10 protein-coding genes are annotated in these 13,590 nt (G+C 67.7%); 5 read left to right on the top strand and 5 right to left on the bottom strand.

The window, feature by feature from the left end; genetic code table 11:
* Positions 1 to 31: 31 nt before the first annotated feature.
* The 3 genes from FQS62_RS21020 to baeS all read right to left on the bottom strand — a co-directional run bounded on the left by FQS62_RS21020 (position 32) and on the right by baeS (position 2,768).
* Positions 32 to 562, bottom strand: a complete 531-nt coding sequence (locus tag FQS62_RS21020; RefSeq protein WP_049444249.1) for a gamma carbonic anhydrase family protein — start codon at positions 560 to 562, stop codon at positions 32 to 34.
* Positions 563 to 678: 116 nt separating this feature from the next.
* Positions 679 to 1,368 carry a response regulator gene (locus FQS62_RS21015; RefSeq protein ID WP_088479491.1) on the bottom strand — a complete coding sequence of 230 codons (690 nt, stop codon included), beginning with the start codon at positions 1,366 to 1,368 and terminating at the stop codon, positions 679 to 681.
* On the bottom strand, positions 1,365 to 2,768 hold the full coding sequence (gene baeS, locus FQS62_RS21010; RefSeq protein ID WP_208043567.1) for a sensor histidine kinase efflux regulator BaeS: 1,404 nt from the start codon (positions 2,766 to 2,768) through the stop codon (positions 1,365 to 1,367). Before baeS ends, FQS62_RS21015 begins: the two co-directional genes overlap by 4 nt.
* A gap of 117 nt (positions 2,769 to 2,885) precedes the next feature.
* On the opposite strand from baeS, the gene smeA reads away from it, so the two are divergent.
* The 3 genes from smeA to smeC are packed head-to-tail and all read left to right on the top strand — an operon-like array spanning position 2,886 to position 8,656.
* On the top strand, positions 2,886 to 4,082 hold the full coding sequence (gene smeA, locus FQS62_RS21005; protein WP_208043568.1) for a multidrug efflux RND transporter periplasmic adaptor subunit SmeA: 1,197 nt from the start codon (positions 2,886 to 2,888) through the stop codon (positions 4,080 to 4,082).
* 12 nt (positions 4,083 to 4,094) lie between these two features.
* Positions 4,095 to 7,244, top strand: coding sequence for a multidrug efflux RND transporter permease subunit SmeB (gene smeB, locus FQS62_RS21000; protein ID WP_208043569.1), 3,150 nt, complete (start codon positions 4,095 to 4,097; stop codon positions 7,242 to 7,244).
* Positions 7,241 to 8,656 carry a multidrug efflux transporter outer membrane subunit SmeC gene (gene smeC, locus FQS62_RS20995; RefSeq protein ID WP_088479494.1) on the top strand — a complete coding sequence of 472 codons (1,416 nt, stop codon included), beginning with the start codon at positions 7,241 to 7,243 and terminating at the stop codon, positions 8,654 to 8,656. The genes smeB and smeC overlap by 4 nt, the downstream gene beginning before the upstream one ends.
* 112 nt (positions 8,657 to 8,768) lie before the next feature.
* Here the strand turns inward: smeC and mnmG are convergent, their stop codons facing one another.
* Positions 8,769 to 10,658: a tRNA uridine-5-carboxymethylaminomethyl(34) synthesis enzyme MnmG gene (gene mnmG / locus FQS62_RS20990; RefSeq protein ID WP_208043570.1), complete on the bottom strand. Its 1,890-nt coding sequence runs from the start codon at positions 10,656 to 10,658 to the stop codon at positions 8,769 to 8,771.
* A gap of 548 nt (positions 10,659 to 11,206) precedes the next feature.
* Positions 11,207 to 11,692: a hypothetical protein gene (locus FQS62_RS20985; protein ID WP_049444263.1), complete on the bottom strand. Its 486-nt coding sequence runs from the start codon at positions 11,690 to 11,692 to the stop codon at positions 11,207 to 11,209.
* 158 nt (positions 11,693 to 11,850) lie between these two features.
* On the opposite strand from FQS62_RS20985, the gene FQS62_RS20980 reads away from it, so the two are divergent.
* Both FQS62_RS20980 and FQS62_RS20975 read left to right on the top strand, forming a co-directional pair.
* Positions 11,851 to 12,813 carry a pyridoxal-phosphate dependent enzyme gene (locus FQS62_RS20980; protein WP_057500802.1) on the top strand — a complete coding sequence of 321 codons (963 nt, stop codon included), beginning with the start codon at positions 11,851 to 11,853 and terminating at the stop codon, positions 12,811 to 12,813.
* Entirely contained in the window at positions 12,798 to 13,442 is a 645-nt protein-coding gene (locus FQS62_RS20975) for a YdcF family protein (protein WP_049444371.1), read from the top strand. Before FQS62_RS20980 ends, FQS62_RS20975 begins: the two co-directional genes overlap by 16 nt.
* Positions 13,443 to 13,590 lie beyond the last annotated feature (148 nt).

The raw sequence follows: 13,590 nt of genomic DNA, 5'->3' as shown, positions 1-13,590 counted from the left end.
TTTAGCAGAGCCGCATGGCGGCGTTGGCCGTTCAGCCCAGGTACTCGTCCTTCAGCCGCACGTAGTGGTCGGCCGAGTAGTGCAGCGACTCGATCTCCTTGTCGCTCAGCGTGCGCGCCGGGCGGGCCGGGTTGCCCACCCACAGCTCGCCTTCGCCGACCACCTTGCCCGGGCCGACCACCGCACCGGCGCCGACGAAGCCATGGCGCTCGACCCGCGCGCCGTCGAGGATGCAGGCACCCATGCCGATCAGGCTGTAATCGCCGATGGTGCAGGCATGGATGATGCAGCCATGACCAACGGTCACGCCTTCGCCGATCAGGGTCGGGTAGCCGGCCTTGTTGTACGGGCTGTGGTGGCTGACGTGGATGATGGTGCCGTCCTGCACGTTGGTGCGTGCGCCGATGCGCACGTAGTTGACGTCACCGCGGATGATCGTGCCCGGCCACACCGACACGTCGTCGGCCAGTTCCACATCACCGATGAGGGTGCAGGCCGGATCGATGTACACGCGCTCGCCGAGGACGGGCATCTTGTCGCGGAAGGGGCGCAGCGGGTTCATCGATGTCTCCGGAAATCAGGGCGTTCGCGACGATGATACCTGCGTGGTGCGTTGTAGAGCCGAGCCCATGCTCGGCTCCCTGCGCAGCCGAGCATGGGCTCGGCTCTACAGGGAGCTCAGGGTTCGTAGCTGTAACCCATGCCGTAGACCGAACGGATCGGCTCGCCTTCCATGCCGGCGTCGGCCAGCTTGCGGCGCAGGTTCCGCACATGGCTGTCGACGGTGCGGTCGACCACCACGCGATGGTCCAGGTACAGCCGGTCGAGCAGTTCATCGCGCGCCCAGATCCGGCCTGGCGTAGCCAGCAGGGTGCGCAGCAGGCGGTATTCCACCGGCGTCAGATCCAGCCCCTTGCCGTTCCAGGTAGCGCGCGCGGCCGGCTCGTCGATGTGCAGGCCGTCGTTGGCACGCGCCGATGGGTCCGGGCGGTAGCGGCGCAGCACTGCGACCACCCGCGCGACCACCTCGCGCGGACTGAACGGCTTGCAGATGTAGTCGTCGGCACCGATCTCCAGACCGAGCAGGCGATCGATCTCTTCCACCCGCGCGGTGACCATGATCACCGGCACGTCACTGCTGGCACGCAGTTCGCGGCACAGGTCGACGCCATCGCGCTGCGGCAGCATCAGGTCCAGCAGCACCAGATCGGGCTGGTAGCGCGCGAACGCGTCGATCACCTGACCACCATCGTCCACCCATTCGCTGGCCATGCCGGCGGCGGCCAGGTAGTCGCGCAGTACCGAGGCCAGGCGTGGCTCGTCCTCGACGATCAGGATCTTCGCGGACGTGGCGGGGGACGTGCTCATGCAGGCTCCGGCAGGGTGATGACCACGCGCAGGCCGCCCAGCACCGAAGGCTCGGCGTGGATGTGGCCGTGGTGGGCGAGGATGATGTTGTGGCTGATGGCCAGACCCAGCCCGCTGCCACCGCTGGCCCGGTTGCGCGAGCTCTCCACCCGGTAGAAGCGCTCGAACAGCAATGCACACTTGTCGGCCGGCACGCCCGGTGCGGTGTCTTCCACGATCAGCTGCACCCCGGCAGATACACGCGCTGCCTGCACACGTACACGGCCGCCGGTATGGGTATAGCGCAGCGCATTCTCCAGCAGGTTGGCCAGCACCTGCTGCAGGCGCCGCTCGTCACCGGAAACCTGCAGCGGAGTAGTGGGCAGGTTTTCTTCCAATGCCAGCCCCGCCGTGGCGAAGCGCACGCGCATGCCAGTGAGCTCGCTGCGCAGCAGCGCCGCCAGGTCCAGCGGTGCGAAGCGGTAGGCCAGGCCACCGGACTGGGTCATCGACAGGTCGTGCAGATCGTCGATGAGTTTGCCCAGCTGGCGTATCTCGCCCTGCAGTGCACCGAGGTTGGCGCGGTCCAGCGGGCGGATGCCGTCCTCGATCGCCTCCAGCTCGGCGCGCACCACCGCCAGCGGCGTGCGCAGCTCATGCGAGATATCGGCGATGAAGGCGCGGCGGTTTCGCTCGGTGTCGTCCAGCGCCTGCGCCATCCGGTTGAAGTCATTGACCAGTGCATCCAGCTCGTCATCGCTGGTGCGTTCGATGCGGGTGGCATAGTCGCCGGCGGCGAGCCGGTGGGTGGCCGCGGCCAGCTTGGCCAAGCGCTGGCGCAGCGCGCGCGACACCAGCCAGGCCAGCAACACCGTCACCAGCAGCAGCGAGATGCCGATCACCCACCACGCGCGCACCTGGGTGTTGTAGAAGTTCAGGTCGTTGGTGGCGATGACGGTCTGGAACGGCACCATGCCCAGCCAGCCGACGGTCTGCCCGTCCAGCTGCACCGGATGCGGCTCGTCATCGCTGGTGGCATCGGGGTTGCCGGCCACGAAGCGGTGCTGCGCATCGAACAGGCCCAGCCGCGAGGGAACGCCGGTCTGGTCGGACAGCGGCGGCACCGGCCCCTCGTGGCCATGGGACAGGTCCGGGCGCAGCAGTCGCGCCCAGCGGTCACTGTCACCGCGCAGATGCTCCCAGCCGCCGTGCGCGCTGTACTCACGCTGCAGGTGTGGCATCAGCCGCTGCATGCGCAGATCGCCCTGATCGTTGAGGTAGTCCAGGAAGCCGGTCTGGAACGCCACGCGGCTGGCAATGCCGTTCACTGCCAGCACCAGCAGGCAGGCGGTGAAGATCGCGAGGAAGGTCTTCGCGGTCAGGCCGAATTTGAATCGAATCTTCGCCATCGCGGGGGCCATTAGCGGCGCATGTGGCGCCGAAAGCAAGCGCCGGCTGAGCCGGTCGCACAATCTCCATATTCTCTGCACAGTTTCACGGCAGCGTGCACGGGTCAACGCAAGGCCCCCCACGCCCCCATGTCATTCGTGCGCCCGCTGTCCCGTTCTTCCCGTACGCTGTTGCTGCCCCTGCTGCTGGCCCTGGCCGCCTGCTCGGCGGGCAGGACCGAAGCCCCGGCCACCCCCGAAGTGGGCGTCATCACCGCCAGCGCGCAGCCGCTGGCACTGCAGCAGACCCTGCCCGGCCGGGCGGTGCCGTTCGAGGTGTCCGAGGTGCGGCCGCAGATCGGTGGGCTGATCCGCCAGCGGTTGTTCACCGAAGGCCAGCAGGTCAAGGCTGGCCAGCTGCTGTACCAGGTCGATCCGGCACCGTACCAGGCCGCCTTCGGTACCGCGCGTGGCCAGCTGGCGCAGGCCGAGGCCACCGTGCTGTCGGCGCAGCCGAAAGCCGAGCGCACCCGCACGCTGCTGGGCATGGACGCGGCCAGCAAACAGGATGCCGACGATGCCACCTCGGCGCTGAAGCAGGCGCAGGCCAATGTGATCGCCGCGCGCGCCGCATTGCAGGCCGCGCGCATCAACCTCGACTACACCCGGGTGACCGCACCGATCGAGGGCCGCATCGGTACCTCCAGCGTCACCGCCGGTGCGCTGGTCGCTGCTGGCCAGGATGCGGCGCTGGCGACCATTCAGCGGTTGGACCCGATCTATCTGGATGTCACCCAGTCCAGCACGCAGATGCTGGCACTGCGCAAGCAGCTCGATGCCGGCCTGGTGAAGGCCATCGATGGCAAGGCACAGGTGAAGGTGCTGCTGGAGGACGGCAGCACCTATGCGCATGAAGGCACGCTGGAGTTCGTCGGCAGCGCGGTCGATCCGGGCACCGGCAACGTGGTGCTGCGCGCGGTCATTCCGAACCCGGACGGCCTGCTGCTGCCGGGCATGTACCTGAAGGCGGTGCTGCCGATGGCCACCGACGCGCGTGCCCTGCTGGTGCCGCAGAAGGCGGTGCTGCGCAATGAACGTGGAGAGCCGCTGCTGCGCCTGCTCGATGCCAAGGACCACGTGGTGGAACGCCGGGTCAGTACCGGTCAGGTGGTGGGCAACCAGTGGCAGATCACGCAGGGCCTGAAGGCCGGCGAGCGGGTGATCGTCAGCAACGGCAGCGCGGTTTCGCTCGGCCAGCAGGTGAAGGCAGTAGCAGCCACCACGGCGCAGCTGGCCGCCATGCCGGCGATCGACCCGAACGGCAACACCGACGAAAAGTCGCACTGAGGCCCGCCGCGCATGGTTCGTTTCTTCATCGACCGGCCGATCTTCGCCTGGGTGATCGCCATCGCGGTCAGCCTGCTCGGCCTGCTCGCGATCCTGATCCTGCCGGTGGACCGCTACCCGCAGATCGCCCCGCCCACCATCACCATCCGCGCCACCTACACCGGTGCCTCGTCGCAGACCGTGGAAAATGCAGTCACCCAGGTCATCGAGCAGTCCCAGCAGAGCCTGGACCACCTGATGTACATGACCTCCACCAGTGCCTCCGATGGCTCGGCGCAGGTGAACCTGGTGTTCGCCACCGGCACCAACCCGGACACCGCGCAGGTACAGGTGCAGAACCAGCTGCAGGCCGCCATGGCCACGTTGCCGCAGGCGGTGCAGCAGAACGGCCTGACCATCACCAAGTCCAGTGGCTCGATCTTCGAGGTGCTGTCGTTCACCAGCGAAGACGGCAGCATGGACAACTTCGATGTCGCCAACTTCATGGAAGCGCGCATCGACGACCAGATCAGCCGTGTCAGCGGCGTCGGCAACATCCAGCCGATCGGCCAGGAATACGCGATGCGTATCTGGCTGGACCCGGAGAAGATGCGCCAGTACGCGCTGATGCCGTCGGACATCGAAACCGCACTGCAGGCGCAGAATACCGACGTGTCGGCCGGTGAACTGGGTGGCCAGCCGGCGCTGAAGGGCCAGCAGCTGGACGCCACGGTGACCGCGCGCAGCCGCCTGCACACGCCCGAGCAGTTCGCGCAGGTGGTGCTCAAGGCCGATGCCAATGGCAGCGTGGTGCACCTGGGCGACGTGGCGACGATCGGCCTGGGTCCGGAAAGCTACGACAGCATCAGCACCTTCAACGGCAAGCCGTCGGCCTCGCTGGGCATTGAACTCAATGCCGGTGCGAACGCGATCGCCGTCTCCAAGGCCATCGATGCACGGCTTCAGCAGCTGCAGAAGTACTGGCCGCATGGCTACACCGCCCACGTGGCATTCACCACCACGCCGTTCGTGACCATCTCGCTGAAGGAAGTGGTGATCACCCTGATCGAGGCAATCGCACTGGTCGTGCTGGTGATGTACCTGTTCCTGCAGAACTGGCGGGCCACGCTGATCCCGACCATCGCGGTGCCGGTGGTGCTGCTGGGCACGTTCGGCGTGCTGGCCGCGTTCGGTTATTCGATCAATACGCTGACCATGTTCGCGCTGGTGCTGGCCATCGGCCTGCTGGTGGACGATGCCATCGTGGTGGTGGAAAACGTGGAGCGGGTGATGACCTTCGAAGGGCTGGCACCGAAGCCGGCCACGCTGAAGGCGATGGGCCAGATCACCGGCGCGTTGGTCGGCATCGTGCTGGTGCTGACCGCGGTGTTCCTGCCGATGGCGTTCTTCAGCGGTGTCACCGGCGTGATCTATCGCCAGTTCTCGGTCACGATCGCTGCTGCGATGATCCTGTCGGTGCTGGTGGCGATGACCATCACGCCGGCGCTGTGCGGCAGCATCCTGCATCAGATTCCCAAGGGCGGCCACCCACATGGTGACCACGGCGGCGAGCCGAGCCTGCTGGGCAAGTTCTTCATCTGGTTCAACCACCGCTTCGAGCGCACCTCCAACGGCCTGCGCCAGCGCGTGGATGGTTTCCTTGGCCGGCGCACGCTGGGCGTGCTGTTCTACCTGGTGCTGAGCATGGCCACCGGCCTGCTGCTGTGGCACCTGCCGGGCGCGTTCCTGCCCGATGAGGACCAGGGCATGCTCAACGCGCTGGTGAAGCTGCCGGCCGGTTCCACCCTGGAGCAGACCCGCGCGGTGATGGATCGCCTCAGTGCCGCCGCAGTGGAGGACGGCAGCGTGCTGTCGATCCAGGCAACTGCCGGTTTCAGTGTTACCGGCAGCGGCCAGAACGTCGGCCAGGCCTTCATCCGGCTCAAGGATTGGGATGACCGCAAGGACGATGCCGATACCATCGCCGCGCGGCTGACCGCAGCCATGGCCAGCGTGCCCGATGCGCAGGTGTTCATCACCTCGCCACCGGCCATCCTCGGCCTGGGCGATGCCGGTGGTTTCACCCTGGAACTGCAGGACGAAGGCGGTGCCGGCCATGCCGCCGCCGTGGCCGCGCGCAACACGCTGCTGAAGGAAGCCGCCAAGGACCCGAAGCTGGTCAACGTGCGCTACGCCAGCCTGGAAGACGCGCCGGTGTACGCCGTGAAGGTGGACGACGCCAAGGCGCAGGCCATGGGCGTGAATCCGCAGGACATCAATGACACCCTGAACGCGGCGCTGGGCGGCGACTTCGTCAACAACTTCATCTACAAGGGCCGCATCAAGAAGGTGTTCATCCAGGGCACCGCTGAAGCACGCATGCAGCCGCAGGATATCGAGCGCTGGAGCGTGCGCAACCAGGCCGGCCAGATGGTGCCGCTGTCGTCGCTGGTCAGCAGCCACTGGACCAGCGCGCCGGCCGCGCTGCAGCGCTACAACGGCGTATCGGCGATGGAAATCACCGGCCAGCCGGCGCCAGGCGTCAGCTCTGGCGAGGCGATGGCCGAGATCGCGCGCCTGGCCGACACACTGCCGGAAGGCTTCAGCCATGCCTGGTCGGACATGGCCTACCAGGAGCAGCTGTCAGGCAACCAGGCGCCCATGCTGTACGCCATCTCGCTGCTGTTCGTGTTCCTGTGCCTGGCCGCGCTGTATGAAAGCTGGGCGGTGCCGTTCGCGGTGATGCTGGCGGTGCCGGTGGGTGTGTTCGGTGCCGTGCTGATGATGAACCTGCGTGGCCTCAACAACGACGTGTACTTCCAGGTCGGCCTGCTGACCACGATTGGTCTGGCAGCGAAGAACGGCATCCTGATCGTCGAGTTCGCGCGCATCCTCGAACAGCAGGGCAAGAGCACCCGCGAAGCGATCCTGCAGGCGGTCTATCTGCGGTTGCGACCGATCGTGATGACCTCGCTGGCGTTCCTGATGGGCGTGTTGCCGCTGGTATTCGCCACTGGCGCCGGTTCGGCCGCGCGCCGTTCGCTGGGTACCGGCGTGGCCGGTGGTACGGTCGCCTCGATGGTGCTGGGCATGTTCTTCGTGCCGTTGTTCTACCTGGTGGTGCGCCGCCTGTTCCCGGGCCGCGCGCCGGCCGAAGCCACTGCCCCGGAGGCACGCCCATGAAGCCGATGCTGCTGCGCGCCCTGGCGGCCGCGACGATGACCACCCTGCTGGGCGGCTGCGTGAGCATGGCGCCTCATTACCAGCGCCCCGAGGCGCCGGTACCGGCGCAGTTCGGCAATGCCGCTGCCGGCCAGGCCGAGCCGGCAGTGGCGATGCCGGCCTGGCGTGAGGTGTTCCTGGAACCGCGCCTGCAGCAGGTCATCGCGCTGGCGCTGCAGAACAACCGCGACCTGCGCGTGGCGGTGCTGCAGGTGGAGAAGGAACGCGCGCAGTACCGCATCCAGCGCGCAGCGCTGCTGCCGTCGGTGGATGCCAGCGGCAGTGTCACCCGCTCGCGGGTGAGCGATGCCAACAGCGAGACCGGTGCCACCCAGGTGACCGAGTCCGACGCGGTGCAGGTCGGCATCAGCAGCTGGGAACTGGACCTGTTCGGGCGCATCCGCAGCCTGAAGAACGAGGCCCTGCAGAACTGGCTGGCCAGCGCCGAGAACCAGCGTGCCGCACGCACCAGCCTGGTCGCCGAAGTGGCAACGGCGTGGCTCGCGTTGGCGGCCGATGGGCAGTCGTTGGCATTCACGCAACAGACCCTGGACAGCCAGCAGCAGACCCTGCAGCGCACCGAGGCCCGCCATGCACAGGGCCTGGCCTCGGGCCTGGACCTGTCGCAGGTACAGACCAGCGTGGACGCCGCGCGCGGTGCGCTGGCCAAGCTGCAGACGCAGCAGGCGCAGGATCGCGATGCATTGCAGCTGTTGGTAGGGGCGCCGCTGGATCCGGCCCTGCTGCCAACCACGCAGGCGCTGGATGGCAGCGTGGCACTGGCGCCGCTGCCGGCCAACCTTCCGTCCAGCGTGCTGCTGCAGCGCCCGGACGTGTTGTCCGCCGAACACGCGCTGCAGGCGGCCAATGCCGATATCGGTGCCGCGCGCGCTGCGTTCTTCCCCACGCTGACCCTGACCGCCAACTACGGCCACAGCTCCACCGCGTTGTCGACGCTGTTTTCGGCCGGCACCCGTGGCTGGTCGTTCGCACCCAGCATCACCGCGCCGATCTTCCATGCCGGCGCACTGAAGGCGTCGCTGGATGCGTCGAAGATCGGCAAGGACATCGGCATCGCGGAGTACGAGAAGGCGATCCAGCAGGCCTTCAGCGAAGTGGCCGATGCGCTGGCCACGCGTGACCACCTGACTGCACAGATGGACGCGCAGCGCGCGCTGGTGGCCGCCAGCCAGCGCAGCTACACGCTGGCCGATGCGCGCTACCGTACCGGGCTGGATGGTTACCTGCAGTCGCTGGATGCGCAGCGCAGCCTGTATGCCGCGCAGCAGGACCTGATCGCCCTGCAGCAGCAGGAAGCGGGCAACCGGGTGACCTTGTTCAAGGTGCTGGGCGGCGGCGCCGACGCACGGTAACGCGATCTGCTCTGGTAGGTGCCGACCTTGGTCGGCACGAATCATCAGATCGCGACACTCCATGCTTCCGTGCCGATCAAGGTCGGCACCCACCAGAAGCGGACGGTCCCGCTTACGCCACGCGGCCCCGGCGTGCGCGCTCCAGATGCACCAGCAGCAGTGAGATCGCTGCCGGCGTCATGCCGGGAATCCGCTGCGCCTGGCCGATGGTCTGCGGGCGCACGCGCTCCAGCTTCTGCAGTGCTTCGGCCGACAGCCCGCGCACCGTCGCGTAATCGAAGGCTTCAGCGATCGGCGTGGCTTCATGCCGTTGCTGGCGCTCGATCTCGTCGCGCTGGCGGTCCAGATAGCCGGCGTACTTCACGCCGATCTCCACCTGCTCGGCCACCTTGGCGTCGGCCACGGCCGGGCCAAGCGACGGCACCTGCATCAGCTGCGCGTAATCCAGCTCGGGGCGCTTGATCAGGTCCAGCACATTGGTTTCGCGGCTGACCGTTACACCCAGCGTGTCCTGTACCTCGCGGCCCAGTGCATTGGCCGGGGTTGCCCACAGCGCGCCCAGACGTGCGCGCTCGGCAGCGACGGCTGCCTGCTTGGTCTCGAACGCGTTCCAGCGGCGGTCATCCACCAGGCCCATTTCGCGGCCGGCCGGGGTCAGGCGCTGGTCGGCATTATCCTCGCGCAGCTGCAGGCGGTACTCCGCGCGGCTGGTGAACATGCGGTACGGCTCGTTGGTACCGTGGGTGATCAGGTCATCCACCAGCACGCCCAGGTACGCCTCGTCGCGGCGCGGGCACCAGCCGTCCAGCCCGCGCACCTGGCGCGCAGCGTTGAGGCCGGCCAGCAGGCCCTGCGCGGCGGCTTCTTCATAGCCGGTGGTGCCGTTGATCTGGCCGGCGAAGAACAGGCCGTTGACCAGCTTGGTTTCCAGCGAGGCCTTCAGCCCGCGCGGGTCGAAGAAGTCGTACTCGATTGCGTAGCCGGGGCGGGTGATATGCGCGTTCTCGAAACCACGGATGCTGCGCACCATCTCCAGCTGCACGTCGAACGGCAGCGAGGTGGAGATGCCGTTGGGGTAGATCTCGACGATGCCCAGGCCCTCGGGTTCCACGAAGATCTGGTGGCTGGCCTTCTCGGCGAAGCGCACCACCTTGTCCTCGATGGACGGGCAGTAGCGCGGGCCGATGCCTTCGATCTGGCCGCTGTACAGCGGTGAGCGGTGCAGCGCGTCGCGGATGATCTGGTGGGTCTGTTCGGTGGTGTGGGTGATCCAGCAGCTGACCTGCTGCGGATGCTCGTCCACCGAGCCGAGGAAGGACATCACCGGCCGCGGCGAATCGCCGGGCTGCTCATCCATCACGCTGTAGTCCAGCGAGCGGCCGTCGATGCGCGGCGGCGTGCCGGTCTTCAGGCGATCCACCTGGAACGGGCGTTCGCGCAGGCGCGCAGCCAGCGTGGTGGCCGGCGGGTCGCCCATGCGGCCGGCGGCGTACTGGGTCGGGCCGACGTGGATCTTGCCGGCCAGGAAGGTGCCGGCGGTGAGCACCACGGCTTCCGCGTCGAAGCGCAGGCCGGTCTGGGTGATGACCCCGCGCACGTGGTCGCCCTCGATGACCAGGTCATCCACCGCCGCCTGGAACACGGTCAGGTTGGCCTGGCCTTCGACGATGGCGCGGATCGCCATGCGGTACAGGTTGCGGTCGGCCTGGCAGCGGGTGGCGCGCACGGCCGGGCCCTTGGAGGCGTTCAACGTGCGCCACTGGATACCGGCGCGGTCGGCGGCATGCGCCATCGCACCGCCCAAGGCGTCGATCTCCTTGACCAGGTGGCCCTTGCCGATGCCGCCGATGGCCGGGTTGCAGCTCATTGCGCCCACCGTTTCGATGTTGTGGGTCAGCAGCAGGGTGCGCACGCCGGTGCGGGCCGCGGCCAGCGCGGCTTCGGTGCCGGCGTGGCCACCGCCGATGACGATGACGTCGTAACGATGGAAGGACGGGTTCATGGGGGTTGTTCAGCTGGGGGCGGGCGCGGCTGGGGCGGCGCCGGGGTGGCGATTTTAGCGCCATTCGGGGCCGGGGCGTCGGCGTCCACTGGCCGGCGTCGAAATCAGCCCTAAAGTTGGCAGGATTTTTGCAGATAACCCAATAGCACCCACCGTGGCTGGCGCCGTAGGCGCCCGTGACCGGAATTGGAACAGGGGCCGGTACAGGCGCACGGTGGGGGAGCAGAGGGCCGGCAGTCGGGGGACTGTCCGGCCCTGTTTTTTTTGCGGCTGTCGGGAAGGCGCCATCCACGCATGGCGTGGATCTACTGAAGCCGGGGCCCTCGTCGGTTGGCGACCCAACAAAACAGACGGCCCCGCATTGCGGGGCCGTCTGCCTTCAGAGGTGCCGACATCCGACAGGGCCGGAACAGGGGGGATCCAGATGTTCCTGTCGGATATCGACGTAGAGCTTTTTGCGGCGGCCCGTGTCGTTTTTGTCACTTTGTGACGCGGGCCGTCACTGTCCGCGTAGATTGGGGCTTAGACCGTGTGAAATGCAAGATGGTTCAGCGCTCAACTGTGCGCTGCGTCGCACGATCCATGTTGCGCCAGGGGGAACCGTTCATCCTCGGCGCGCTCGGCGCCGGCGCCGGACGGGCCTGCGGCGGAGGGGCCGAAGGCCGCACGCCGGACTGCGGCGGGCGGCGCATCGAGTCCATGTTCCGCCATGGCGAACCCCCGTTGTACGACGGCCGCGACGGCGGTGGCGGACGGTTCTCCCCTCCATTGCCCGGGCGCGGCGGCGGGCGGTGGTTGTGCGGCGGGCGGTAGATCGGGCGCGAGTAATACGGGTTGCCGTAGCCGCCGTAATAGCCGCCATAGCCACCGTAGTAGGGGCCGTAGTTGTAGGGATAACCGGCCGGGTAGCGGTATTCCACCGACGGCGCACCGTGGTAGTAGCTGCCGCTGCGGCCGCCGCCGACATAGTCGTAGGTGGTGCAGCCGGTCAGGGCCAGCAACAGGCCACCGGCAAGCATCAGGCGCGTTTTCATGGTGGGTCCCCCCAGAGGACGGGTGTGCAGTCAGCTTCGGGCGCCAGCATTGAATCGGCCCTTAATTCCGCCGGCCAGGATGAATGGAGGCGTAGGGTTACATGCTGGCATGACCTTGTCCCGGTCGCCAGCGCGAAGCCATACGTTAATCTTGCGTCATGAGCGATTCACTGTTGCCCCGCGCCGACGACGTCCTGCTTGCTGCCGCGAGGATCGCCCCGCACGCCAGCGTGACGCCGGTGCTGCGCTCGCGCACGCTCGATGCGCTGGCCGGCGCGAGCCTGGCGTTCAAGGCCGAGCACCTGCAGCGCGGTGGCGCATTCAAGTTCCGTGGTGCCTGCAACGCGGTGTGGTCACTGGAGGCCGATCGCGCCAGTGCCGGCGTGGTCACCCACTCCTCCGGCAATCACGGCGCCGCACTGGCACTGGCCGCACGCACCCGTGGCATTCCCTGCCACGTGGTGGTGCCCGAAGGCGCAGTGGCGGCCAAGCTGGCCAACATTGCCCGCCATGGCGCGACGCTCTGGCGCTGCCCGCCGACCATTGCCGACCGTGAGGCCACCTGCGCCAAGGTACAGGTCGATACCGGCGCGACTCTCGTCCATCCCTATGCCGACCCGGCAGTGATGGCCGGGCAGGGCACCGCCGCCCTGGAATTGCTGCACAGCGACGGCCCGTTTGATGTGCTGGTGGTGCCGGTGGGCGGTGGCGGCCTGGCCAGCGGTACCGCCTTGGCGCTGCAGCATGCCAGCCCGCAGACCCGGCTGGTGCTGGCCGAGCCGGCCGGCGCAGATGACACCGCGCGATCACTGGCCGCAGGCGAGCGCCAGGGGGCGTTCACCCCCGACACGATCTGCGATGGACTGCGTACCCTGATCGGCGCGCCCAATTTCGAACTGCTGCGCGCGGCCGGTGCCGAGGTGATCGTGGTTGATGACGCGGCGACGATGGCCGCGATGCGCTTGCTGTGGGAAGTCCTCAAGCAGGTGGTCGAGCCGTCCTCGGCCACCGTGCTGGCCGCGGTACTGGCGCAGCCGCAGCGTTTTGCCGGCCTGCGCGTGGGCCTGGTCCTGTCCGGTGGCAACGTCGACCTGCCCGCACTGCGCTGGGGCGCGCCTTGAGCCGCGAGCGCAACCGGCATCGCACCGGCCTGCTGGGCTGGCTGTGGAGGCTGTTCGTGGTGCTGGTGATCTGGCTGCTGGGCGTGACCGCCTGGATTGTCTGGGTCGGTGAACGTGACCAGGCCGCCAAGGCCGACGCCATCATCGTGCTTGGTGCAGCGGCCTACGACGCCAAACCGTCACCGGTGTTCGAAGAACGCATCCGCCACGGTCTGGATCTGTACGAGGCCCAGTACGCGCCGCTGCTGATATTCACCGGTGGCTATGGCGGCACCGGCGCGCGCTTCTCCGAATCGCAGGTGGCGCGGCGTTATGCGCTGAAGCATGGCGTGCCGGATGATGCGATCCTGATCGAAACCGCTTCGCGCAACACCGTGCAGAACCTGGTCGAAGCCAAGCGGCTGATGGACCAGCGTGACCTGCACCGGGTGATCATCGTCAGCGACCCGCTGCACATGGCGCGCGCGCTGCGCCTGAGCAAGGCACTGGGCATCGATGCGCTGGCCTCGTCCACGCCCAGCACGCGCTTCCGCAGCTTCCACACCAGCTGGCGCTTCCTGGTGCAGGAAATCTATTTCTTCCACCGAGACCTGGTGCGCCCGCCGCTGAGCTCGCCGGCCAATACCTGAGGGCGGCCTGCATTTGGTGGGTGCCAACCTTGGTTGGCACAACCTGTCAGATCGCGATGCCGCCGGCACTGTGCCGACCAAGGTCGGCACCTACCAGAGCGGGTTCCGTGCATGAATCGGTAGTTGCCGACCTTGGTCGGCGCATGAC

The sequence above is a fragment of the Stenotrophomonas sp. SBJS02 genome (assembly GCF_020428325.2).
Taxonomy (GTDB): Bacteria; Pseudomonadota; Gammaproteobacteria; order Xanthomonadales; family Xanthomonadaceae; genus Stenotrophomonas; species Stenotrophomonas africana.
This window is presented reverse-complemented; position numbering and strand designations above follow the sequence as displayed.

What these genes read in the sequence shown, in the direction of transcription:
- FQS62_RS20985 (WP_049444263.1), bottom strand. Translation starts at nt 11,692, where the DNA reads ATGAAAACGCGCCTGATGCTTGCCGGTGGCCTGTTGCTGGCCCTGACC.
- mnmG (WP_208043570.1), bottom strand. Translation starts at nt 10,658, where the DNA reads ATGAACCCGTCCTTCCATCGTTACGACGTCATCGTCATCGGCGGTGGC.
- smeC (WP_088479494.1), top strand. Translation starts at nt 7,241, where the DNA reads ATGAAGCCGATGCTGCTGCGCGCCCTGGCGGCCGCGACGATGACCACC.
- FQS62_RS21015 (WP_088479491.1), bottom strand. Translation starts at nt 1,368, where the DNA reads ATGAGCACGTCCCCCGCCACGTCCGCGAAGATCCTGATCGTCGAGGAC.
- baeS (WP_208043567.1), bottom strand. Translation starts at nt 2,768, where the DNA reads ATGGCCCCCGCGATGGCGAAGATTCGATTCAAATTCGGCCTGACCGCG.
- smeA (WP_208043568.1), top strand. Translation starts at nt 2,886, where the DNA reads ATGTCATTCGTGCGCCCGCTGTCCCGTTCTTCCCGTACGCTGTTGCTG.
- smeB (WP_208043569.1), top strand. Translation starts at nt 4,095, where the DNA reads ATGGTTCGTTTCTTCATCGACCGGCCGATCTTCGCCTGGGTGATCGCC.
- FQS62_RS21020 (WP_049444249.1), bottom strand. Translation starts at nt 562, where the DNA reads ATGAACCCGCTGCGCCCCTTCCGCGACAAGATGCCCGTCCTCGGCGAG.
- FQS62_RS20980 (WP_057500802.1), top strand. Translation starts at nt 11,851, where the DNA reads ATGAGCGATTCACTGTTGCCCCGCGCCGACGACGTCCTGCTTGCTGCC.